Genomic DNA, 25895 nt, shown 5'->3' on the forward strand with positions numbered 1-25895 from the left:
CAGGGTGACCAAGGTGTAACGGGTGCACAAGGACCGCAAGGTATTCAGGGTATACAAGGAGAAACAGGTGCACAGGGACCACAAGGTATTCAAGGTATACAAGGAGAAACTGGTGCGCAAGGACCACAAGGTATTCAAGGTATTCAAGGTGTAACGGGTGCGCAAGGACCACAAGGTATTCAAGGTATTCAAGGAGAAACTGGTGCGCAAGGACCGCAAGGACCTCAGGGTGACCAAGGTGTAACGGGTGCGCAAGGACCACAAGGTATTCAAGGTATTCAAGGAGAAACAGGTGCACAAGGACCGCAAGGTATTCAGGGTATACAAGGAGAAACAGGTGCACAAGGACCACAAGGTATTCAAGGTATACAAGGAGAAACAGGTGCACAAGGACCACAAGGTATTCAAGGTATACAAGGAGAAACTGGTGCCCAAGGACCACAAGGTATTCAGGGTATACAAGGAGAAACTGGTGCACAAGGACCACAAGGTATTCAGGGTATACAAGGTGTTACAGGACCGCAAGGACCACAAGGTATTCAAGGTATACAAGGAGAAACTGGTGCACAAGGACCGCAAGGTATTCAGGGTATACAAGGAGAAACAGGTGGACAAGGACCACAAGGTATTCAAGGTATACAAGGAGAAACAGGTGCCCAAGGACCACAAGGTATTCAAGGTGTTACAGGTGCGCAAGGACCGCAAGGACCTCAGGGTGACCAAGGTGTAACGGGTGCACAAGGACCGCAAGGTATTCAGGGTATACAAGGAGAAACAGGTGCACAGGGACCACAAGGTATTCAAGGTATACAAGGAGAAACTGGTGCGCAAGGACCGCAAGGACCTCAGGGTGACCAAGGTGTAACGGGTGCGCAAGGACCACAAGGTATTCAAGGTATACAAGGTGTTACAGGACCGCAAGGACCTCAGGGTGATCAAGGTGTTACAGGTGCGCAAGGACCGCAAGGACTTCAGGGACCGCAAGGTAATCAAGGGCCTCAAGGAGCACAAGGACCTACTGGTGCACAAGGTATACAAGGACCTACAGGAAGTGTTCCAAGTGGTGGTGGTTTAGATGTTATCTGGGCCGAAGAAAGTGGAGGATTAAATGTAGGGACAGGTTCAGGATTCCAGTTCTCATTTGGTAACGGTGCTACAAGTCAATCTGGTGTAGTTGTAGGGTATGAGTCAGTAGCTACTAAGCTTTCTTTCTCAAGTAGAACTGCAGCAACAGGAACTATAGAGCTGTATGTTAATGGAGTAGGAACTGGTAGAACAATTGCTGTAACCTCAGCTACTTCTAGTATAGTTAATATCACACCGCTATCGTTAGTAGAAACAGATAGAGTGACCTTTAGAACTATTGCTGATGATGGAACTGCAAGAGGTTCACAAATTGTAGTTGGTGTCGTTATACAAACTGATGGAGTTACAGGGCCGCAAGGACCTGCAGGAGATCCTGCAACTGATGACCAAGATCTTTCATTAACTGGAAATATTTTAAGCTTAACTGGAGACCCAACCCCTACTCCAGCGATCGATCTATCGACTTACTTGGATAACACTGATGATCAGACAGCATCAGAAGTTAATTCTGACACTCCTGTAGATGTTGATGGAGATGGTAATACAGAGGCAACAGTAGAAGACGTTATTCAGGATATAGCTCCTATCACGTCTAAAGCGGCAAGAATATTCTATCCTCCATCTATCGCGATCGATGCGAGTGTATTATCAGCAAATCCAGCTGCACCAGGAGATGAAAGCATTAATTTATATCAACAGTATATAGACCAATTTACGTTAGCAAATGCTGCTACTTCTGCATCAAGTGCAGGTGCACCAGGTGCCATACCAACATACGCAGCAAATGAACTATATTATTACGTTACATTTTATGACCCTACAGTATTTGCGAATGTAGCGATCGATGCTAATGGAGTTATGACGTATGACATTATAGGTACTCCTTCTGACTTTAACTCATTGATTAATGTAGTTTTCGTTGTAAGGTAATTAAGTTAGAGAAGGTTTAATGAATTTAACACACAAAACATATTACCTGTTCTTAGTGCTTTTAATAGCACTACCAAACATTCATTTGTTTGGTCAGGATACTTTTTTGGATGATTTCAACCCAACAAACTACTCTGGAAATGATGGAACTCAAAATTGGAATGGAGATTGGCGGGAAAACGATTTCGGCGGAACTGATCCCACAGGAGGTAGAATACTAATTAGTGGTAATGAGTTACGCTTCAGAAATTTTGATTCAGGAAGTAACCTATTTATTGTTAGAGATGTAGATTTATCTGCATATTCTGCAGCAGTATTAACATTTGATTATAACAGAAGTAGTGGAAATGAAAGTGTTGGTGCATTCTTTTTGAATACTGCTACCGGATTTTATGATCTAGCTGTAGCCACTCCTACTGGTGGAGCAGCTACTGGAAGTTTAAGTTTTAATATCCCTTCAGCATATATAAACGCAAGTTCATCCTTACTTTTCTTTTCTAATAGTGGAAACTGGGGAGGCAGTGAAACTGTTTTTATTGATAATGTTCTTATTACTGCAACTGGGTCTACACCAGAAGTCTCCATCAACGACGTTGCTGTCAATGAAGATGCAGGAACTCTAGATCTTACAGTTACTCATTCTGGAGGAACTACTGCAGGAAGTTTTACTATTGATTATAGTACTACCAATATATCTACAGTAGCAGCAGATTTTAATGGTAGTACCTCAGGTACTATTACATTTACTGGAACTAGCTTAGGAACTCAAACCATTTCTATTCCTATTTTGGATGACACATTAGCTGAACTTGCAGAGACTTTTTCGGTGAATCTAAGTAACCCGAGTGATGGTTCAGTAACTATAACAGACTCTCAAGGAATTGGAACAATCAATGCCAGTGATGCAATATCTATAACGATCGATGATATTTCTGTAAGTGAAGCGAACGGAACAGCTACCTTTACCGTAACCTCTTCAGGAGGTTCTTTACCAGGTGGGTATACTATAGATTTTGCCACTGCAAATAATACTGCTACAATTGCGGATAATGATTATACTGCATCCAGTGGTTCTTTAACATTTTCCGGAAGTTTAGGAGAGACCGAAACCATAACTGTACCTATTTTAGAAGACACGGATATAGAGGGCACAGAAACTTATTTCGTCAATTTAAGTAACCCTAGTAGTAGCTTTGTTTCAATAACAGACAATCAAGGTTTAGGAACAATTGAAGATAATGATGCAGGAATTAGTATTAACGATGTATCTGTTAATGAGAATGCAGGAAATATTACATTCACTGTTACTCTTACAGGCTCAGTCTCTGGTGGATTTAATGTTGAATACGCTACTTCAAACAACACGGCCACTGCACCTAGTGATTACACTGCTACTATAACTCCAAACCCTACTATAAGCTTTACCGGTACTGATGGAGAAACTGAAACTATTACAATCCCTATCATTGATGATAATATTGTAGAGCCAAATTCAGAAAACTTTTTAGTAACACTAAGTAACCCAAGTGTTGGATCAGTTACACTAACAGATGCTCAAGGAATTGGGACTATTACTGATGATGATGATGCTAATATAAGTATTAACGATATTTCTGTTAATGAAACAGCTGGAACCGCAACCTTTACAGTTACACATTCAGGTGGAGGAAACATTTCGGGAGGATTTACCATAGAATATGCGACCGCTAGTAACACAGCAGTTTCTCCTGGTGATTTTACAGGAACAGGATCCCCTAACCCTACACTTTCCTTTTCAGGAACAAGTGGAGAAACTGAAACCATTGTTATTCCAATTATAAATGATATTGATGTAGAAGGAACAGAAACTTATTTTATAAACCTTATTAGTTCTAGTAATTCTTTAGTAACAATTACAGACAATCAAGGTTTAGGTACCATTATTGATGATGAAGCACCATTTATTATAACAGATACAGTAACCGATAATACCTGTAGTGGAATTTTCGTAGATAGTGGATCGATTAACGGGCAGTATAACAATAATGAAACAATTACCTATACTATTTGCCCTGATACTCCAGGAAGTTCAATCGTATTAAATTTCACTTCTTTTGATGTCGAAACTGGCTTTGACTTTTTACAAGTATATGAGGGTACATCCACCACCACACTGATTGACACATATGATAATGGTAATATCCCAACCTCGATAGTATCAACGGATCCTTCAGGATGTTTAACTTTTATCTTTGACTCGGATGGTTCTGTTACTGGAAATGGTTGGCAAGCTACTATATCTTGTAGTTCTTCGTCAAGTTTTGTAACAGTTAATAATGTTACTGTTAATGAAAACGCTGGTACTGCAACGTTTACTGCTACTCACACAGGTGCAAATGTACCTGGTGGATTTTCTGTAAACTATGCTACGTTAGATGACACTGCTTATGCTGATTCTGACTTTGTAAATACAACAGGAACATTAAACTTTTCTGGAACTTCTGGAGAAGTACAAACAATCACAGTGCCTATAATCAACAATATTTTCGGAGAAAACACAGAAACTTTCTTTGTTAATTTAAGTAATTCTACTTCCCCTTTAGTAGGATTAATAAATGGTGTAGGAACTATACTAGATGATGGAGATGCAGCTGTTGGAGATGATGTTCCTCTTACTCTTTTCGAAGATTTTAATGGTTATTATGACTATGCGCTTACTGCAGGTACATTACGAACAGCAGATGAAGGTGTAGACCCTTGTTCGATAACAACCTCTTCTTCCAATACTTTAACAACTCCAATTTTAGCTGGATCTACAATAGAAAGAGCTTATTTAACTTGGGGACACTCTGGTTTGGCTGCTGATGATGTAGTTACATTTCAAGGGCAATCTGTTACCGCAGATGTAGTTAATACAGCATTTGGTTTTTACTATGGGATGGTTAGTGATGTAACCTCTATAGTTACTAGTTTACCAGATCCTTCTGCTGCAACTTATACATTTACCGATTTAGTAATCGATAACAGCACTACATATTGTGGATCGGTTGTATTTGGAGGTTGGTCTTTATATATTTTCTATACCAATCCTACCCTACCAGCTGTAAGTATTAATATGTATAATGGTTTCGACGCACAGGGAGGAGGAACAGGAGCGGTAGTAACTTCGAGTTACACTCTTGATGGTTTCTTTGCCATTGGATCGTCTGGATCCAAAACTTCTGTACTATCTTGGGAAGGAGATCCGACAAGAACTGGAAACGAAATTATATCCGTAACCACTGGGGCGGGAACCACTAATTTAACAGGAGATGGTAATAACTCACCTACCCTAGCGAATGTATTTAATTCTACCATTTATGATGATACTGCCAGTCCAGTAATTAATGATTCTTCTTTGTTTGGTTTTGATTTAGACACTTATGATATTTCATCACTTATCGCACAAGGTGAAACTACCGCAACTACAAATGTCCAGACTGCTGGAGACTTTGTAATACTTAATTCTGTATTATTAAAAGTGCCTAGTAACCTAATAACGGGAACTGTTTTCGAAGATATTAATTATCCAGGTGGCCCTGGAAGGGATTTAGCGACTTCTTCTGGTGTTGGTATCGAAGGTGTATTAGTAGAACTATATGATAATACGGGTACTTTTGTTGATTCTGACATTACAGACGCTAACGGAGATTACAATATTGGAGGAATGGCCAATGGAACCTACTCATTACGTGTCGTTAATAATACTGTAAACTCTACAAGAGGAGGAGGAACTGCGTGTGCCAATTGTTTACCTGTTCAAACTTTTAAATCAACATTTGCATCCAGCACTCTAAGTCCTGTAACCAATGAAGTAGGTGGAGCTAATCCTGCCAATGAAGATGTTGCTGCTGGAACCCTTCTAGGTGCTCAAACTGTATCTACGATTACAATAGCCAATGAAGGTGCTGTAGATGTAGATTTTGGTTTCAATTTTAACACTATTGTAAATACCAATGCTACAGGACAAGGTTCTCTTGGTCAGTTTGTAATAAATGCTAATAATTTAGATGAAACAGGATTAGATATTGAGACGAATAGTATATTCGATCCTGCTGCAGGTGAAGACGTATCTATCTTTATGATACCTCCTACTGGTGATCCATTAGGTAGAACAGCAGATGCAAACTTTGCCACGGGATTCTTTGATATCAACTTACCTAATGCAAACCCACTTGATATTATTACCGACGATTCAACACATATAGATGGAAGAACTCAAACGGCTTATTCCGGTGATACAAATGCTGGAACCGTTGGATCAGGTGGCACAAACGTTGGTGTATCTGCTACTACTTTACCAAACTATAATCTGCCTGAAATTCAGATAAGAAGAGATGGAGGAGAAATTATTAGATTACAAGCCTCTAATTTGGTAATTAGAAATTTATCAATTTATGGTGGAAACCTAAGAGGTATTCGCCAGGATTCTGGATCAGGAAATTTAGTTACTCAAAATTTATTAGGAGTAAATGCTTTAGGAGTTGTTGGTACAGTAGGTGTTGGAAGTTATCAAGATGATGGAATAGAAATAAGTGGAGGAACGGTTACTGTTGACGGTAATTATATTGCTTCCAATACAGATTTCGGAATTTCCGTTAATGGAGGAACTTCATCAATAATACAAAATAACCACATTACGAATAATGGGTTTAGAGCCTGTGAATATAACGTAAGAATTGCAAACGGAAGCGGTGTTATCATTAGAAACAATCTTATTGATGGCTCTGCAGCTACTGGAATTTTTGATAACCAAGGAAATGTAGTTATTTCTGAAAATACAATTACTACATCTGGTAGTAATAGCGGAGGCGGATGTACCGATCTCAGTGGAATCAATTTAGTACAAAGCAATTCTTCCGTAACTAATAATATTATTACCAATAATGCAGGCGCTGGAATAATTGTATCAGGTGGTACAACTTCCGGAAATCTTATATCACAAAATTCTATTTTTGCAAATGGAACTGTTTCAGATGCGCTAGGTATCGATATAGCCAATGATGGAGTTACTCTTAATGATGCAGGTGATGTGGATGCAGGGCCTAACGGAAGTCTTAACTTCCCCATTTTGCAGTCTGTAACAATATCTGGAACAAACCTTAGGATAGTTGGATGGTCTAGACCTGGAGCTACCATAGAAGTCTTTTTAACCGATATTAATCAAGGTACAGCTACTGCTGGAGATAATCAACTTGGGCTTACTCAGGATTATGGTGAAGGACAAATATATCTTGGTTCTGGAGTTGAAGGAGGTGGTTCTGACTCTGATACAAACGTATCGCTTTACAATGATGCTGATGGAAGTACCGATACCACAAATAGATTTAACATCATTATACCTTTATCCTCAGCAATCCCAATAGGGAGCTTAGTAACCTCGACAGCAACTTTATCAAACTCCACCTCAGAATTTGGAAATGGAACAATCGTAGGAGGAGCTACCGTTATAACTAATAGAAAAATAACCTATAGAGTAAATCCTAACTAACAATTCCGATTTACTCTAACTATTATATCAAAAAAACAAAACGTAAACATTATAGAACCCTTATTAACTAAAAAATTGAGATCACCAAAACACTATGCATAAACATCGTCATCAATGTAACATACTCACTAAAAAATACAATTCAGGGCTTTAAAACACTCCAGAATTCTTCATTTTTTATTACCAATTTATGATCAATTTATCTGTCAATCAAACTAAATTATAGTTTGTTAGGATAATATGTTTTTCAGACTTTTTGTAAGACTAAAAGTAGGCTCAAAACAGCTAATCGTGTCATAAAAACCATTCGTCGATAATAAATTGCATTTCAACGATACTTTTGGGAAAATTTTTTAGCAAAAAATTATTATGTATGAATAATTTTTTTATATTCGCAGTAACAATTTTACGGTTAACCCGTAAAAACAATATTTTGAATTTGATGCCCCTACAAAAATTCTACATAGTTGCTTTTTTATTTGCTAGTTTCTTAGCTCAAGCTCAACAATCTTTTCACAATTTTGGAAATGTACAAATACATGATCAAGGTCAAGTGGGTTTCCATATGGACTTGGAGAACGATGGTACTTTTGATCAAAATGCTGGATTTACTGGTTTTTACAATCAAAACAGTTTAACAGTATCTGGAACAAACAGACCTGTATTTAATGATGTTGAGATTGATGTACAAGATGACTTGTTTCTAGAAGTTGCTATGGGAGTTTCAAATTTCCAAGAATTTACAAATGGTAGAGTAATTACTCCTAGAGATCAAAGAGATGTTTCCTTAGATTATTTAGACGACGCTCCTTACCTAGGAGAAAATAACGATCGCTATGTAGATGGTTATGCTTCCATTACAGGAGAGTTAGATTTTACTTTTCCAATTGGTGATGATTTTCGTTTAAGACCTGCTCGTATCGAAAGTTTTGCTGCTACTAATACAGCAAAAGCAGCATATTATTTTGAAAATCCTAATTTCCCAAACTTCTTTTCTGAAAGTTTTGACACTAACGAATTCGGTGACTTACTATTTGGTATAAGCATTTTCGAATTTTGGGATGTAGATGGTGATCAAGAAACCAGAGTTACGTTAACTTGGGATGCTAACAGCAATATTCCTACTTTGGTAGAAGATTTAGAAGATCTTAGAGTTGTAGGATGGGAACCAAATTTAAGGCAATGGGTTAATCTTGGTAATGCAGGTTTCATAGGAGATCTTGATAATGGTGAGATCACATCAGAAATTATTGTACCTGATAATTACACAGTACTAACTTTTGGAACTTCTAGCGTTATCCTTGATGGCGACTTAGAAATCTTTACCGCTGTTTCACCAAATGGTGATGGATTTAACGATACTTTTGTTATTCAAGGTTTAGCTCAATTTCCAGATAATGAACTTTTTATCTATAACCGTTGGGGAGTTCTTGTTTACAATAAAAAAGGATATCACGAAGTTCAACAAACTGCAGAAGCATTTAATGGCATCTCACAAGGTAGAGCTACCATAGCAAAAGGAGAAGAACTTCCAGTAGGTACTTATTACTATGTTCTTAATGTAGAAGGTATTAAAGATAGAGCTGGTTATTTATACTTAAACAGATAATACTCTTCTTTACCATAAACAGGTTTAATAATTATTTTACAGGTTCCGTACGGATTAGGAATATTTAAACCAAACTTGTTCTAAAACTATATAATTTCATAAATCTTGTTAAAAAAAGAACTTCTCTTTTTTAAAGACTGAATTTGTTGATTATTATTTCGTAATTTCTTCTAAATAGTTTTAATTTTAGCTAAAGTTTAAAACCGATATTATTTTTTATGAAAGAAAAATCAGGAAAAATCCAGGATATTATAGATAAGAAGTTTTTAGAAGAACGTAGTGTTTTCTTATGGGGGCAGGTTGATGATAAATCTGCAAAGCATGTCATAGATAGATTGATGTATTTAGACATGATCAATGATGAAGAAATCAAACTATACATTAACAGTCCAGGTGGGTATGTTACATCGGGCTTTGCCATGTATGATACTATAAAAGCCCTAAAAAGCCCTGTATCCACCATATGTACAGGATTGGCAGCATCGATGGGGTCTATACTTCTAAGTGTTGGTGAAAAAGGTCGTAGGTTTATTCAACCAAACGCTAAAGTTATGATACATCAACCTAGTGGTGGAGCACGAGGACAAGCTTCTAACATAGAAATTCAGGCAACTGAAATTTTAAAAACTAAAGAGCTAAGTGCCCAAATTTTAGCAGACAACTGCGGACAGGACATTGAAAAAGTACTGAAAGATTTTAATCGCGACTATTGGATGGATGCTCAAGAATCTTTGGACTACGGTATTGTCGACGGGATCCTATCTTAATTGTATATAGTTAAAGCTTTATCAACTTTAATAACTTCTGGTAATTTAAACAGTTAGACATCATGAAAAGAAAAAAATTCATTGAAGTAAGTGCACTTGGAGTTATAGGCTTATCATCAGTTTCCTTTACTGATCTACAATCTAGCATCTCCAAGAAAGATCTGATGGGTAAAGGAAATCCTGTACTTGTAGGAGAAGGATATAAACTTAGAAAAAAGGCCAACCAAGCTTTCTCAAAAATGAAAAGTGCAGCCTTACGGGAAGGTATAAAGCTAAAAGTTGTTTCTAGCTATAGAGATTATGCACACCAAAATAGAATTTGGGAACGAAAATACGAACGATACATAGCAAGTGGCCTCTCTCCTATTAAAGCTATTGAAAAAATAATTCAATACTCTACGATTCCTGGTACTTCTAGACATCATTGGGGAACTGATTTGGATATCGTAGATGGTAGTGTAAAACAACCTAGAGATGTTCTTTTAGAAAAACATTTTCATAATGGAGGCCCTTTTTCCAGATTTAAAACTTGGATGGACCATAACGCCAATGATTATGGTTTTTATTTAGTATATACCAATAAAAAAGGAAGAAAAGGATTTAAATATGAGCCATGGCATTATTCTTATGCTCCCAGTTCTGTTCCTATGCTTAAAGAATTTCGAAAATTAGATATTAAAACCGAACTTCAAAAAGCTGTTTTGATGGGTAGTACCAATTTCACTTCTAAATTCATTCAAAAATATTTGAATGAAAACATTCTTGATATCAATCCAAAATTATTGTAACACATACTAAATTTATGATATACTAGTTATATAAAACAAAGCCCTCAATCTTATGAATACCTTTTTGAAATATTTATATGTAGTATTAGCTATTGCATTCGTTACCTCATGTGCTTCTGAAGATGATACTGACAATCTAAGTGAGCAAAACTCAGAACTTGTTAATGAATTGAATATTGCAGATGCTATCTTAACATTAGTAAATCAACATAGACAAAGTCAGGGATTATCTTCTTTATCTAAAAATAATACCGCAGAGCAATTAGCAATTGATCATACCAGATACATGATTTCAGTAGAGCAAATTAATCATGATGATTTTGCTCAAAGAAGTGATGCTCTAAATGATCAAGAAAATGCTACCGCCAGCGCAGAAAATGTGGCTAGATTTTATCAAAATGCCCAGAGCGTTGTAGATGGATGGCTTAACAGTTCTGGCCACAAAGATAATATTGAAGGTAATTATACCTATACAGGTATTGCTGCTATTAAAGATGAAAATGGTAGATACTATTATACACAACTTTTTTATCGATAACCATGCATCCGCTATGCTAGTTAGCACTACACAAGCTCAATAGCTTAATCACAAAACCTCTAGTAGTTGCTTACCAAAGATGAATAAAAACATTAATTGGTAAGCAACTTTTATATTTAGTAACTTTATACATTAGAAAACAGCCATATACTAACCAATATATAACTCCATGAGACGCGGTGGTTTAAAAATTAGAATACTCATAGGTCTGGCTATTGTAGCCTTTGCTTTCATAAAAAAGTGTAACAACAAAACACTTAATGAATATACCAATAGAGTCCAAAATATAAATATGACAACCGATCAAGAAATAGCTATTGGACTTCAAAGCGGACCAGAAATGGCAAGACAACATGGTGGTCTATATCCAGATGAGAGATTACAAAATTATGTTGACAATGTCGGAAATAAACTAGTTGACAATACTATGGCTAGAGAATCTCCTTATCGATACGAATTTCATCTATTAGCAGATCCAAATACGATTAATGCGTTTGCATTACCAGGTGGTCAAATATTTATCACTTATGCTTTATATTCAAAATTACAAAATGAAGATCAGTTGGCTGGGGTCTTAGGGCATGAGATTGGTCATGTTTTAGGAAGACATTCTGCAGAACGTATTGCAGAACATGAATTCTGGAAAACCATTTCTACCGGAGCTTCAGTTGGTGCAGACGCTGGTGGATTAGTTAGCGGAATTGGACAGAATATTTTACTCGGAAATGGTAGGGATGATGAGTTAGAAAGTGATAAACTAGGAGTACTATTTATGATAAAATCAGGTTATAACCCACAGGAAATGGTTGGGGTTATGGAAATACTAAAAAAAGCTGCTGGCCCTAATCGAACTCCAGAATTTCAAAGTACGCATCCTGATCCTGATAACCGCATCGAAAAAATACAAGAAGCTATTGAAGAATATAGTATACAATAAAAAAAGCTTCGATTAGTGAGAACTAATCGAAGCTTTTTTATTCAAGTTTTGTCTTTGAAAATAGAATACCTAAGACATTTCTTTTAAGACCTCCATAGCTTCCTTAGCATTTGCTAACTCTGCGAGTTTCATAGCTGTATTACCTTGATTATCTTTTGCACCTACAACAGCACCTTTTCCTACTAATAACCTAATAACATCTGCTCGATTATAACGTGCTGCATACATTAATGGTGTTTTTCCGCCTATTCTTAGGTTTACATCGCTTCCATCTTCTATCATTTTTGCCACAGTTTCTAAATCACCTTTAATCACTGCCTTAAAAAAAGGATCTATGTCATTATTCGTGAGTTCATAGTCATGAATATCCAAAACCTGTAATTCTTCTGAAGCGAAGCTTACGGAACTGATAAAAAGAATCATCAGTACTGTCATAATTGATTTTTTCATAATGTTGTGAATTATTATAGTTAGTAAATGAATTTAACTTTAGAAGCCCTAAAAGGCATCTTAACTTCTTACAAGTAATTAATTTACAGATAATTATTTAATAATTCACTTAAAATTTTAATAATATTTTAAAAAATTAACTTATTAATAATACATATTTAAATTAAAGATAAAATAGCTACAGAAAATCTAAGAGATAATCTTTTGATCATAAATCTCTTTTTTAAAATCTAACAAAAATTAAATTATCATTATCAAAACCCCATGAATTATATGAATTACTTATTTTAATGATCTATGAAAAGAATCTATTATTACTTCCTCAAAAAAAACTGAAAATTAGCGCTATTGATAACAAAAAATTAAGGTTTAACAACCATCCGTTTTTGGGCACTTCTATTCTATATTGTACATTAGCTTCCTATTCTGATTTCAGATAATATGAGATTTCTAATTGAACATACACCAAAATCATCTTAAGAAAAATGAACAAAAAAGTAATCCTAATGATTCTTGATGGATGGGGAACTTCACCAGACCCAAAAGTTTCTGCTATTGACAATGCTAAAACTCCATTCATAGATAGCTTATATACTAAATACCCAAATGCTGCTTTACGAACCGATGGTCTTCATGTTGGACTTCCAGATGGTCAAATGGGAAACAGCGAAGTAGGACATATGAATTTAGGTGCTGGAAGAATAGTTTATCAAGATTTGGCTAAAATAAATATGGCCATCCAAAATAATACACTCAAAGATGAATCCGCTCTTATCGATGCATTAAACTATGCAAAAGAAAATGGTAAAAATGTTCATTTGTTAGGATTGGTTAGTGATGGTGGTGTACATTCTCATATTAATCATATAAAAGGTTTATTGGATGTAGCACATTCTAAGGGCTTAGAAAATGTATTCTTGCATGCATTTACAGATGGTAGAGACGTGGATCCAAAATCAGGAATTGGTCATATACAAGATATTCAAGAATATATGACTAAGACTACGGGTAAATTAGCTTCTGTAGTAGGTAGATATTATGCCATGGATAGAGATAAAAGGTGGGAACGCGTAAAACTAGCTTACGATCTTATTGTTAATGGTATAGGAACGACCTCTTCTAACATCATAGAAAGTATCCAGAAAAATTATGACGAGGACATTACAGATGAGTTCATAAAACCAATCGCTTTAGTAGAAGGAGACACTCCTGTAGCAACTATTAAAGAGAATGATGTTGTTCTATTCTTTAATTTTAGAACAGATAGAGGACGAGAACTCACAGAGATGTTATCACAATCAGATATGCCAGATTACGACACCAAAAAGTTACCGTTATATTATGTAACTATGACAAACTATGATGAAAATTTTAAGGACATCAAAGTTATCTATGATAAAGATAATATTACTGAAACTTTAGGAGAAGTATTATCTAAAGCTGGTAAGAAACAAATTCGTATTGCTGAAACGGAAAAATATCCACATGTTACATTTTTCTTTTCTGGAGGCCAAGAAGAACCATTCGAAGGAGAATCCAGAATTCTTAGAAATTCTCCAAAAGTAGCCACTTATGACCTGAAACCAGAAATGAGTGCTTATGAACTTAGGGATGCCCTTGTTCCGGAACTACAAAAAGGAAATACCGATTTTGTATGTTTAAATTTTGCGAATGGTGATATGGTTGGACATACGGGAGTAATGGATGCTGCCATAAAAGCTTGCGAGGCGGTAGATGAGTGCGTAAAAGATGTAGTTACAAATGGTTTAGAAAATGGATATACTACTATTTTAATTGCCGACCATGGTAATTGTGAAACTATGATTAATCCTGATGGATCTCCTCATACAGCACATACCACTAATCCAGTACCAATGATCATGATAGATAAAGAAGAAATAAAAGTAAAGGATGGAGTATTAGGCGATATTGCTCCAACTATCTTAGACTTGATAGGTATTGAACAACCTGAGGCAATGACTCAAAAAACATTGTTAGTAAAATAAAAACAAATCCATAAAATAAAGATGAGTTCGCAATCACAGACTCATCTTTATTTTTTACACATTTTTTTAAAGATAAAATACATATCTGTTTATTTTATTAATTAATGTATTTATCTTCTTAGCGCGTACGCTGATCCTTGAGCAAGCTCATTGATAAAGTTAGTACACATTTTAAAACTGAACTGAAAAAAGGGGTATAAATACTTCATGACTATATTATTTTAAATTATACCCTAAAATTAATCAGTATTCCTCTCTAGAATTTATTTTTTCGACAAGTCATATCTGAACAAAGTTGAAACGCTGTTTTCATAAGATAAATGAAAAAGCACTTATTAACCCAACACTCATTTTAGTATCTTTAAAGTAATTTTATAAATATCTATAGAATTACACGCAGCGTATTCCTGAATTCTCAGTTATATTTTATGAGAGTAAGCACTAACCCTTATTCATGAATAAACAAGAGCAAGGCAAACTGGTAAAAGCTTGTAAAAAGAACGACCGGTATGCTATGGAAAAAATATATAATACTTTTATGCCGAGAATGCTCGCGGTAAGTCTGCGCTATTGTAAAAACAGATCAGACGCAGAAGACATCGTTCAGGAAGCCTTTATTAAAGTATTTAAAAACATAAAAAGATATAAGGATCAAGGGACATTAGGAAGTTGGATCGAAAGAATTGTAATTAATTGTGCTATTGATCACTGGCATAAAATGAAAAAAACAGTACTTGTAGATAATTCAGAACTGATAGAAGAACGAGAAACCCATGAATTAAATGAAATCGAACAAGAAGAATTAGCCAAACAGCTATCCGTAGAAAAACTTAGAAACCTTATTAATGATTTACCAGAACAATATAGATATGTATTAAACCTTTATGCTATAGAAGGATATTCACATAAAGAAATTGGAAAGATTTTAAAAATTAAAGAGAGTACCTCTAGGTCTAATTATACAAGAGCTAGAAAAAAGCTTTTAGAGAACATGAGAGCTCAAGGAATAAAAAAATATTAGTTATTCGGCAGAAATAGGAATAAAATGAAACAAGATAAAGATCTTTTTAAAGAACTTTTACAGTCAAAATTTAAGGATGATACAGTTGTGTCTTCCAAGGATAATTTTGACCAAATTTTCGATGCTGTTCAGGATAAACCAGATGACAAAAAATTATTTTACTGGTACGCTATTGGTATTATTCTCTTGATGTCCATTGGGGTATTTACTCTCTATTATTTTAAAAATATTAAAACTACTAAAGAAAAAGAGGTCACTACTGAGATATCAACTCCTAAAGAAAACAAAAATCTCGTTTCAAAACCAGTAGACAGTGTATATAATAAGGATGAAAAAGAAATTACAGTCGATACGCTAGTAAAGCCTATTGAAATCGACCAAAAAAATCAAATCCCGAATAAAGTAGATGTTACCACGCTGAAAGCGGAAGATGAAATTATTGAAAAAGGAGTAATTACAATTACCTACACTGCATCCAGCAAATACGCATCCACAGAAAAAACTAAATACAATCAGCTACCAGATTCGAGCACTATAGTAGTTAGAAAAAACAGTAAAGTAAACTTCACCGCCACCAAACAAGGATTTCGTAGAGCGGATATTAATGGAATTGTATTTTTTAATGTAAAAGACAACGAAAATCAACCATTTATCATTTTCGGAAAACATTGTAAAATACAAGTTACTGGCAATTCATTTGCTATTCATTCTGATGCCCAAGCTGATGTAATGACACTGATACATGGTACTGCAAAAGTAGTACACAATAAAACCAAACAAATAAAAGATTTAGCTCCTGGAGAAAGTCTGAAAGCTGATAGCAAAGGAATCAAAACACTCAAAAAAGCGCCAAATCAATTCGCTTGGAAAACTAAAGAACTTAATTATGACAATGTTCTTGTAAACTTGGTTATTCAAGACTTAGGAGACAATTATGATGCTAAAATCATACTCAAAAATCGCGACATTCTTAACTGTAGATATTCCGGTACTTTTACCGACGACAATATCGCAGATATCTTAAAAGAACTAACGGCTTCTTTGAAATTAAAGTTATCTAAAAAAGACGGCATATTCTTAATAGAAGGAAAAGGTTGTGATCTATAATCTGCCTTTAAAAGCTTTAAATAACATCATATCAATTTGAAATAAAACGAAGATCATTTCTTATTATTCATAGAAGAAAGACGTGTTGTTAGAAAATATTAGCAGATAGTATTCCATTTAATAGCATTAACAGCCAACACATCAAATAAGTACTGATGAACGTGTATTAAACTAAACCATTTAGACAACATAAATTCCTTGTAAGATATCAAACTCTAAAAGACAACACTTTATTAATTCTGAAGAATAGAGAAATAAAGATCATAATAAAACCTTCATACTAGAATATTTAAAACTCAATACCCTTCTAAAAAAATTGCATAAAAAACTGCTTGAAAATAATCTCAAGCAGTTCTTAAATTTAACTAAACTATCTATTATAAATCAAAAACAATAGATTCTCCATTATCTCCAGTGAGTACAACTTCTTTGTCACAAGACCCATCTCCAAAATCTATATTGAAGTTAACTCCAAAACTACTAGAGAAATCTAATGATCCTTGTACTGGATATTTTAAGAAAGTAGGGCGACCAAAACAGGCTACTTTATACACTAGTGGATTACCACTAACCGATTCAGATTTCATAAAATAGGTTTGTGTAATCCCTTCTATTAAAGAAGATTCTTCTAAAGTAATTACTTCATCTGTAGTAAACCTATTCTCGAATGTAAAATTTCTATTTGCCGTATAACGGTAAGAGTCACCATCAGGCTCGGTAATAACACCATCGATAATTACATCAAAAACTTTTGTCGTTTCTGTACTTAAATCTGCATTTTGTTCTGCTACTCTATATCCATCAAAACTATAACCTTCATCTCCTCTTACATTCTTAAAAACGGTAGAATCTTTCCACTTTTCCTGAAACACTCCTGCTACATAATATTCTAATCTTCCGGTCCAATCATCAAACTGACATTGTTCTTCGGTATAATTTAAGACCATCTTGCTATAGTAATCATAGTTTGCAAACCCAGGTATAGGGTTTTCATTATAGGCAATCAATAATTCTAATGATGCGCAACTGTTAGAAGAACTCTTAGAAGAAGCTTGAACTTCATTAAACGCCTGTTCTGAAATTAGGTCAAAACTATCCATAGCTCCATCTAAGCTATTATACATTTCAAAATTTTCTTTATCAGAATTCTGAATAGCTATAGTATCATCCATATCCTCTACAGCACAACTCGCGATTAATCCTAAAGCTACAATACAAATCAATAATTTTTTCATGGTTTACTTTTTTTAATGAATTTTACAATGGGTTTTCTATTACTAAAACCTGAAAACTCAAAAACGCTGCGTACTTTTTTGTTTTTTATGTTTTTCTTTTCCTTTTTTTTGAAAAAAGTCTTTAAACACAAGGGATTCCAAGAATAATTTTTTTTAAAAAAAATATGCATCATATCTTAATTCTTATAATTTTAGTAGCAAATCCTTGAAATTAACACACCCAGATATCAGAAAATTTTACCAAATCATATTAAAGTTAGATCCATCGGTTGAATCTTAATATTCTTTGTAAATTTGCCTTCCCATAACAAAGGATACTATGATCATAACTAAATCACGTGAAGAAATTGAACTAATGCGCGAAAGTGCATTAATTGTATCTAAAACCCTTGGAATGCTTGCAACAGAAGTAAAACCAGGAGTTACTACATTACAATTAGATAAATTAGCGGAAGAGTTTATAAGAGATCATGGTGCGATTCCAGGTTTTTTGGGATTGTATGATTTTCCGAATACACTTTGTATGAGTCCGAATGCACAAGTAGTTCATGGGATTCCTAATAATACTCCACTTGAGGAAGGCGATATCATTTCGATTGATTGCGGAGCTATTAAGAATGATTTTTATGGAGATCATGCCTATACATTTCCAGTTGGAGAAATTGCTCCCGAAGTAGCACAACTTCTAAAAATCACCAAAGAATCTTTGTATAAAGGTATCGCAGAGCTAAGGGTTGGAAAACGAGTGGGCGATGTAGGATATGCTATTCAACAATATACAGAAGAAGCTGGTTATGGTGTCGTAAGAGAATTGGTAGGACACGGATTAGGTCGTAAAATGCATGAAGATCCTGAAATGCCAAATTATGGAAGACGAGGAAGAGGCAAAAAGTTTGTAGAAGGAATGGTAGTTGCCATAGAACCCATGATTAATATGGGAACACAGCGTATCAAACAATTACGAGATGGTTGGACAATCCTAACCGCTGACGGAAAACCAAGTGCGCATTTTGAGCATGATGTTGCGATTATTGACGGTAAACCAGAAATACTTTCTACATTTAAATATATCTATCAGGCTTTAGGTATTGAATCTGATGAGGAAGATGCTTTTAGACAAGAATTATTAGTAGTTTAGTTTTTTTATTATTTCACAAAGATTCGCCAAGAATTCACGAAGGATCTCCAAGAAAAATGACAGAAGACGAAATATCTAAAATTGTAATCGGATGTGCTATAGAAGTTCATAAAAATCTTGGACCAGGCTTACTTGAATCTGCTTATCAGGAGTGTTTGTGTTATGAATTAAAAAAAAGAGGATTAAAAATCCATAAAGAAAAACCATTACCAGTAGTATACAAAGAAATTAAACTGGACCAAGGTTACCGAATTGATATCTTAGTAGAAAACAAAGTTGTTATAGAATTAAAAAAGGTAGAATATTTTACGGATGTTCATTCCGCACAAATTCTCACTTACTTAAAACTCGGAGAATATAAACTTGGACTTCTTATTAATTTCCATGTAAGTTTGCTTAAAAATGGAATAAAACGTTTTATAATGTAAACTTTGAGAAACTTTGGGTTTTCTTAGTGTCCTTTGCGTAATTCTACATTTATGAAAAAACTCTTCAAATTCATATTAAACACCATTCCTAGACCAATATTAATTCGTCTTAGCTATTTGGTTCGACCTGTCATTTCTTTTTTCTTAAAAGGAAACACTTTTACGGATCCAATTGACGAGAAAAGCTTTTCGAAATTTCTTCCTTATGGATATGGTAACCAAAGGGAAAATGTACTTTCTCCATCAACACTATCATTAGAACGCCATAGATTATTATGGTTATATCTTAAAAATGAAACCGATTTTTTTACTAAAAAACATAAAGTTTTACATTTTGCCCCAGAACAAGCTTTTTATAAAAGGTTTAGAAGATTAAAAAACCTTGAATACACTACTACAGACTTAAACTCACCACTTGCAGATGTTAAGGCAGATATTTGCAATCTTCCTTTTGCTTCAAATGAATATGATATTATCTTTTGCAATCATGTATTAGAACATATTCCTGATGATACCAAAGCTATGCAGGAATTATTGAGAGTACTTAAGCCAGGTGGAATGGCTATTTTACAAATACCTCAAGACCTTAGCAGAGATATCACCTTCGAAGATAATAGTATTACTGATCCAAAAGAACGTGCAAAGATTTTTGGGCAATACGATCATGTAAGAGTGTACGGTAAAGATTATTTCGATAAACTAAGATCCATAGGTTTTAAAGTAGAAGAAGTTGACTACACAAATAGACTTACTGAAGAAGAAGTAGTTAAATACTGTCTTGCTCCTGGAGAAATACTACCAGTTTGTTCGAAATAGTAACTCAGTTTCTAAGAAACATTTTTTCTTATATTTCTTCTACTCGGCAATATCAATTCTTTATACAAAGGATCATTTTCAATCAATTGAATTAAATATTCTTTACATTCGAATTTTCTTTTTCGAACGTACCCTTCAGAATAATTAGTAAGTTTAGATATTTCTTTCATGCTCTTTCCTTCAAAAAACAAAAAAAGTATATTCTTACACTTACAATTAAGACTTAACAAATGCTTTCGGTATAATTGCTCTTGTTCTTTTACCTCTGCATCTTCGAGAATGGAAGGCTCCAACTCTAATGCAATTTCATTGATTTTTCCACAACAAGAAACTTTCCCAGCTCTGCGTAGTTTACTAATCCACAAATTTCTACAGATACTATAAAAATAGGTATGAATCGAACACCGCAAATGTAATGTCTCTTCCTTTTTTAAAAACTGATATAAGGAAATTAAAGCATCCTGAAAGATGTCTTCGGCATCATTCTCATTTCCAGAATTGCGAGTAATATAACTGAGAATAATAGTAAAATTTCTGTTATAAAAACTTTTTAAGACTTGCGGATCTCCATTTCGGATACCTTGAAAAATAGTGCTTTCATCATGTTGCCCCATATTGATGAATTAATTAGTTAGTTAATACCCCCATTTTATCAGTATCAATTTTTGTTCCATTGTTACATAAAAAGTAGGCTTCTCTACAAAAGACGAATTAAAAAGCAACTATGTTGCTAATTATACTATCTCTTTTGCGTTACACCTTAAAACTAATTGAAGTACCTATCAAAAGAAAGCCAAAATTAGGGAACTCGAATCTTCAATGAGTGAACTTATACTAAAACAAGTTATAGCCTTTTGATTCGTAAAATAATTACTAAGACAGCTTTTCAATTCTTAAACTATATGCTCATATTTAAAGCTTTTTTATTTCTGAATATTTGTTGTGAACATATGTTACTTTTTCGATTAATTGTCAAAGTTTTTCAAAACTCATCCTTAAGCAAATTAAATCCCCTTAATGAATACAATCAAATCTCCTTTCAGTATCTAATACTTAACTTAATGATTTCACAACACAAAAAAGTTGTAATTTTCCCCAAAAAAAATATGAACAAAAAATTGTGAACATCCAAATTTTATTTAGGTTTTTATATAATTAGATTTGTCTATAACCAATAAATATTACACAATGAAAAGTAATTTAATTAAAGTGATTATATGTATCACTATCGCAGTATTTGGATCTTCATGTAGTCATGAAGACATTATCGAAACCACCGAAAATCAGAAAAGCATTTCAGTAATAAATGGAATGATCGTATTTGAATCAGAGGAGGTATTTGAAGAAACTATATCTAAGCTCATGAAGAATCAAAGTGAATTGGATCAATGGGAAAGCCAATTTAAAAGTTTTACATCTATGAGATCTTCTTACAATAATTTGTCTGAAGATGATTATGAAAAAATCGAAAAAAATAGTACTTCTTACCATTTCCAAGATATTCTAAAAATTACAGAAGGAGATGAACCAGAAGCAAGAATGAATATCGATGATCTTGTTCTTGCAACATTGGTAAACCATAAAGGATGTCTTCAAATAGGACAAGATGTTTACAAATTTAGATATGATATTCTTTACAAAACTAACTTCGAAAATATCCAAAATTTAAACCAAATTGATCTTTTGGATAAGCAATCCCTTAAAAGTGTCGGAATTGAAACTTTTGAAGTAACTCATACTTACAATGAAGTAGACCTATCAGATAACAATAAGGCAGACAGAACATGTGATAAGAGATACTGGAAGAAAAAAAGAAAAAGACTAAAAGGAGAACAATGGACTACCCATATTGGATCTTTATACTCTGGTGCTGGAGCTAGAACAAAACATCAAAAGAGAACAGCGCGAATTTGGTGGAGAAATAAAACGAAACAATTACGTTTACGAGTGAATGGAAGTTACACTCAATACCTTCAGGGTATCCCTTCACCTATTATCAATGTAAATGAGGATACAGGTTGGGTAAGCGATGATGGTAGAGAAGCTTACACTTTAAATTTTTGCGTTAATGTAAACTGTACATTTCAGATTCATGATCTAACATCAATACACGAATGTACTTGTGATGATAATAATTATGAACGTTGCGATATTATATTTTAATAAATAGCGGCTATTAGCTACTAATTCACAAAGCCATTTGATATTTAATTCATCAAATGGCTTTTACTGTTTTCAGAAATCATTAAAAGAAATTTGCTCAAGTTCTTTACTTTGATTCTCAAAAATCGCATAAACTTTAAGCTCTGGATGGGTAGTTAAAAATTGCTTGGTCTTTTGCAATCCCATAGACATAAATGCAGTAGCATACGCATCTGCTTCCATACAACTTTTCGCGAGTACTGAGATACTTAGTAAATTAGACTTATGAGGATAACCTGTATGAGTATCAATAATATGAGCATATCGATTCCCGTTTTCGTCTATTTTAAACTTACGATAGCTTCCAGAAGTTGCCATAGCTCCTTCTTGTAAAGTAATAACCTTGCTATAAGACTGAGTATCATCAAAATTAGGGTCCTCTACTCCTATTCGCCAAGGCTTTTCTTTGATCAAATTACTTCCTTTACCTCTAATTTCGCCACCAATTTCAACTAAATAATTTTCTATATTTTTAGTTTCTAAAAACTCTGCAAAAACATCTACTGCATATCCTTTTGCCAAAGCATTAAAATCAATAAATGTATTAGGGTATTGTTTTACAATTTTATCATTTTGTAAACTAACCTTATCCAATCCTACAGAAACTAACAAGCTATCTATTTTAAGACTATCTAGTGCTATTATCTTCCCTTCTGGACCAAAATCCCATGCATTTACTAAAACACCTATAGTAGGGTCAAAAACACCATCTGTTTGTTTGTATATCTTTTTTGACGCTTGAAATACTTTCTTAAAATGATTATCGACCACTATCGTAGTATCTCCACTATTAATTTTAGATATATCAGAATCCCTTTGATATGTAGACATAGAAGTATTGATAACAGTAACGATACTATCATAAGATGTAGAGAAATCAATTTTTTCAGGAGCTATAAACTGAACAGAAAAAGTAGTTCCAAAGGCATTTCCATTGGTATAATTTAAATGTTTTTTTGGAGTTTGTTTACAGGAAAATAGACTTATAAAAAGGAATAAAAAAAGAAGGCTTCTCATTATAAAAAAATTAATTGAGATGTGTTTCAATAACTTGCAGTCCAGCATATTCTAACACATATTCTTCATTCAAAAAAACGGGCTTATTTGGGTTTTCCGAGTTTTGTAATCCCACCCCAGCATAAAACACTTTAGCTTCTTGTTCTCTGGCATGTTTCTTAAAAGCTTCCATCCAAATCATATCATAATTATGAGGGTTATCTGGATACGCAATCGCTTTGACAATTACAAAATAGCGCTGATTAGATTTATCGATACATACGAACTGCGGATGCTTTCCTAATTTGCTATTAATAGCAATAAATTCATAACCTTTCTTCTCTAAATCTTCTCCAACAATATTCATTGCTAGGTTATGCAACTCTTGTTTCGTTAAAATTCTGGACATAATGTTGCAAAGATACTACTCTCTCTAAAAATGTAGTGTCATTTGAACCTAATAAAAATTGGATTTTCAAAATAATAACTTGGAGTATATACGGATTCATTTTCTGTAAACCTATACCATGGAGAGATCTTGGTATCTTCAAAATTTTTAAGCAAACACACATTTTGCGCTGGAGTATTTCCTTGCGCTAACAAAAAGAGTGATTTCCCATTTTCATCAACAGCATGATCAACAATAATCTCGATATGGCCAGGAGTTCCAGGTTTTACTAACATATCTCCGATTTTTAAATCCTTTATGGCAACTTTTGGCAGTTCTGTACTTAAAGACAAGGTGCCTGCATAGGTGAAAATCAAATTCAAATATCTATAAAAATTCGCTTCAGAATAGTTTGCGGCAGCTGTTTTATGAAAGCTAACTTTATTGCCTTTTATTTTTGGTCTATACCCTTCGGCATATTTTTTCCATGAACAATAGTGCCCTGAAGTAAAATTGAAACCTATTTCGTCTTTTCGATTCTTCTTCCATAGATATTCAGCTCTTAATCGCATCAGTGCATCAGCACATTGTTGCAATCCATTTTTTGGAACTGGAACTTCTAAAATAGCATCATGCCAATGCTGAGCAAAATACTTACTATCATCATAATTTATAATTGGTGATCCATAAGTTTTTAATGGGTAATTACGTAGATAATCTTGGAAAGAACCTTTAGAATATTCTTTCCTTTTGTAACCTTCAGGCAACGCTACTCGGGTAAGAACAGAATCACCTTCTTTATTGATATAATTAGGAGAGGAAACCATTTCTGTTATTGTTCCTTTTACATGATTTGTTAGATGTCTACCTTTAGAAGTGGTTCTAATCAAAAGAATTAAAACAACTATTACCAATCCAACAAAAACATATTTTTTCATACGAAACCGACTAATTTAAGAACACTCTAATTAAGAAAGAACACCAATATTTACTATCCGTTGCAGAAATAAACATAAAAAAACAACAACCATCAAATTTGGGATTTTATTAACAAACACCATTTTAAGTGAAACGTCATTAGAAGCAACAATACCGGTATTTGAATATAATTTTAATCTTAAATTTCAGACTAATGAAAACTTTTATTTTATCAATCCTAGTAGCTTTACTAGGGTACTCAAATACTATTGCTCAAGATGAAACAACATATGGGTTCAACAAAGGAGATTTTACCATTTCTGGATCTATAAATTACTCAAAAACAAATAGCTCATCAGAATATATTAGTGATATAGATTATTTTAGCAATGATCAAAACTCTAGTAACCTAGCCATCATTCCCGAAATTGGATATTTCATTTCTGATCATTTTATGATAGGTGCTAATCTGGGGTATCTTAATCAACATTCTGAGACGGAAACGATATCCAGATTTGATCAATCGGGTTATATTGCTGGCATATCTGGTAAATATTTTTTTACTCCTAAAAAAAGAATTTCACTTTTTTCAGAAATCGCCACTTCTTATACCAAACTAAATGGAGACAGCAGATCTTTTAATACACAAGTAATTACTACCACAGGAGAAAGAGAAACAGAAAGCTTTGCTATTGGTTTAAGCCCTGGAATCAATTTATTCTTAAATAAAAGACTATCCTTAACCTCAAGAATAGGAAGAATTGGATATGAAAAAACAAAGGGTAATGCAGTTAATCAGGATAATAACAGTACTTCTTCTTTCGAAAACGATAGATTTGTTACTTCTATAGGATTAGATAATTTTTATTTCGGAGTCCTATATCGAATATAAAATCAAGGCAAGTAAATAATCCTCGGGGCAAGCCCCGAGGCATTAGATTAGAATAGATCTAACTGATCTGTTTTATGTAACACTTCATATTCTTTTTCCTTGCCTTGATTTTTTACATATTGAGCAATGATTTT

The 25895-nt window shown here is 34.0% G+C and carries 20 protein-coding genes and 1 pseudogene; 15 read left to right on the forward strand and 6 right to left on the reverse strand.

Annotated features, from left to right (window positions below; translation table 11 throughout):
- The 7 genes and pseudogenes from ACWNT5_RS19500 to ACWNT5_RS19530 form a co-directional block, all read left to right on the forward strand.
- Positions 1-2016, forward strand: a pseudogene (locus ACWNT5_RS19500) (hypothetical protein); the annotation flags it as partial.
- 19 nt (positions 2017-2035) lie between these two features.
- The gene (locus ACWNT5_RS19505; RefSeq protein ID WP_456518329.1) at positions 2036-7525 is read left to right on the forward strand and encodes a beta strand repeat-containing protein; all 5490 of its coding nucleotides are present in this window, start codon (positions 2036-2038) and stop codon (positions 7523-7525) included.
- A gap of 373 nt (positions 7526-7898) precedes the next feature.
- The gene (locus tag ACWNT5_RS19510) at positions 7899-9134 is read left to right on the forward strand and encodes a gliding motility-associated C-terminal domain-containing protein (RefSeq protein WP_299602637.1); all 1236 of its coding nucleotides are present in this window, start codon (positions 7899-7901) and stop codon (positions 9132-9134) included.
- Positions 9135-9352: 218 nt separating this feature from the next.
- Positions 9353-9901 carry a ClpP family protease gene (locus ACWNT5_RS19515; protein WP_299602640.1) on the forward strand — a complete coding sequence of 183 codons (549 nt, stop codon included), beginning with the start codon at positions 9353-9355 and terminating at the stop codon, positions 9899-9901.
- A gap of 62 nt (positions 9902-9963) precedes the next feature.
- A complete protein-coding gene (locus ACWNT5_RS19520; RefSeq protein WP_456518330.1) occupies positions 9964-10689 on the forward strand; it encodes a M15 family metallopeptidase in 726 nt (241 codons plus the stop codon).
- A 52-nt stretch (positions 10690-10741) separates the two neighbouring features.
- The gene (locus ACWNT5_RS19525) at positions 10742-11227 is read left to right on the forward strand and encodes a CAP domain-containing protein (RefSeq protein WP_456518331.1); all 486 of its coding nucleotides are present in this window, start codon (positions 10742-10744) and stop codon (positions 11225-11227) included.
- 169 nt (positions 11228-11396) lie between these two features.
- Positions 11397-12164, forward strand: a complete 768-nt coding sequence (locus ACWNT5_RS19530) for a M48 family metalloprotease (RefSeq protein ID WP_299602646.1) — start codon at positions 11397-11399, stop codon at positions 12162-12164.
- A 69-nt stretch (positions 12165-12233) separates the two neighbouring features.
- Here the strand turns inward: ACWNT5_RS19530 and ACWNT5_RS19535 are convergent, their stop codons facing one another.
- Positions 12234-12614, reverse strand: coding sequence for an ankyrin repeat domain-containing protein (locus tag ACWNT5_RS19535; protein ID WP_456518332.1), 381 nt, complete (start codon positions 12612-12614; stop codon positions 12234-12236).
- A gap of 485 nt (positions 12615-13099) precedes the next feature.
- On the opposite strand from ACWNT5_RS19535, the gene gpmI reads away from it, so the two are divergent.
- The 3 genes from gpmI (at position 13100) to ACWNT5_RS19550 (ending at position 16748) form a co-directional block, all read left to right on the forward strand.
- Positions 13100-14620 carry a 2,3-bisphosphoglycerate-independent phosphoglycerate mutase gene (gene gpmI / locus ACWNT5_RS19540; RefSeq protein ID WP_456518333.1) on the forward strand — a complete coding sequence of 507 codons (1521 nt, stop codon included), beginning with the start codon at positions 13100-13102 and terminating at the stop codon, positions 14618-14620.
- 454 nt (positions 14621-15074) lie between these two features.
- Entirely contained in the window at positions 15075-15641 is a 567-nt protein-coding gene (locus ACWNT5_RS19545; protein ID WP_456518334.1) for an RNA polymerase sigma factor, read from the forward strand.
- Between the two features lie 24 nt (positions 15642-15665).
- Positions 15666-16748 (forward strand): FecR family protein, encoded by a 1083-nt coding sequence (locus ACWNT5_RS19550; RefSeq protein WP_456518335.1) that lies wholly within the window; start codon positions 15666-15668, stop codon positions 16746-16748.
- A gap of 377 nt (positions 16749-17125) precedes the next feature.
- Here ACWNT5_RS19550 and ACWNT5_RS19555 read toward each other — a convergent pair whose 3' ends face one another.
- Positions 17126-17983 carry a hypothetical protein gene (locus ACWNT5_RS19555; RefSeq protein WP_456518336.1) on the reverse strand — a complete coding sequence of 286 codons (858 nt, stop codon included), beginning with the start codon at positions 17981-17983 and terminating at the stop codon, positions 17126-17128.
- Between the two features lie 319 nt (positions 17984-18302).
- Between ACWNT5_RS19555 and map the strand changes: the two genes are divergently transcribed.
- Genes map through ACWNT5_RS19570 form a run of 3 tightly spaced genes read left to right on the forward strand, consistent with a single transcriptional unit; the run spans position 18303 to position 20365 of the window.
- Positions 18303-19121 (forward strand): type I methionyl aminopeptidase, encoded by an 819-nt coding sequence (map, locus tag ACWNT5_RS19560; RefSeq protein WP_299895801.1) that lies wholly within the window; start codon positions 18303-18305, stop codon positions 19119-19121.
- Between the two features lie 56 nt (positions 19122-19177).
- Positions 19178-19549, forward strand: a complete 372-nt coding sequence (locus ACWNT5_RS19565) for a GxxExxY protein (protein WP_456518337.1) — start codon at positions 19178-19180, stop codon at positions 19547-19549.
- A 51-nt stretch (positions 19550-19600) separates the two neighbouring features.
- On the forward strand, positions 19601-20365 hold the full coding sequence (locus tag ACWNT5_RS19570) for a class I SAM-dependent methyltransferase (RefSeq protein ID WP_299602666.1): 765 nt from the start codon (positions 19601-19603) through the stop codon (positions 20363-20365).
- Between the two features lie 11 nt (positions 20366-20376).
- On the opposite strand, the gene ACWNT5_RS19575 is transcribed toward ACWNT5_RS19570, so the two are convergent.
- Positions 20377-20979 (reverse strand): RNA polymerase sigma factor, encoded by a 603-nt coding sequence (locus ACWNT5_RS19575; protein ID WP_299602668.1) that lies wholly within the window; start codon positions 20977-20979, stop codon positions 20377-20379.
- A gap of 574 nt (positions 20980-21553) precedes the next feature.
- Here ACWNT5_RS19575 and ACWNT5_RS19580 point away from each other — a divergent pair.
- Positions 21554-22528, forward strand: a complete 975-nt coding sequence (locus ACWNT5_RS19580; RefSeq protein WP_456518338.1) for a hypothetical protein — start codon at positions 21554-21556, stop codon at positions 22526-22528.
- 72 nt (positions 22529-22600) lie between these two features.
- Here the strand turns inward: ACWNT5_RS19580 and ACWNT5_RS19585 are convergent, their stop codons facing one another.
- The 3 genes from ACWNT5_RS19585 to ACWNT5_RS19595 are packed head-to-tail and all read right to left on the reverse strand — an operon-like array spanning position 22601 to position 24889.
- On the reverse strand, positions 22601-23584 hold the full coding sequence (locus ACWNT5_RS19585; RefSeq protein WP_456518339.1) for an FAD:protein FMN transferase: 984 nt from the start codon (positions 23582-23584) through the stop codon (positions 22601-22603).
- A 10-nt stretch (positions 23585-23594) separates the two neighbouring features.
- Positions 23595-23972 carry a Na(+)-translocating NADH-quinone reductase subunit F gene (locus ACWNT5_RS19590; RefSeq protein WP_299895786.1) on the reverse strand — a complete coding sequence of 126 codons (378 nt, stop codon included), beginning with the start codon at positions 23970-23972 and terminating at the stop codon, positions 23595-23597.
- Positions 23973-24010: 38 nt separating this feature from the next.
- The gene (locus tag ACWNT5_RS19595; RefSeq protein WP_456518340.1) at positions 24011-24889 is read right to left on the reverse strand and encodes a DUF4846 domain-containing protein; all 879 of its coding nucleotides are present in this window, start codon (positions 24887-24889) and stop codon (positions 24011-24013) included.
- Between the two features lie 194 nt (positions 24890-25083).
- Here ACWNT5_RS19595 and ACWNT5_RS19600 point away from each other — a divergent pair, with 194 nt between their 5' ends.
- A complete protein-coding gene (locus ACWNT5_RS19600; RefSeq protein ID WP_299602681.1) occupies positions 25084-25761 on the forward strand; it encodes an outer membrane beta-barrel protein in 678 nt (225 codons plus the stop codon).
- The last annotated feature ends 134 nt before the right edge of the window (positions 25762-25895 follow it).

Source organism: Aquimarina sp. 433 (genome assembly GCF_054054605.1).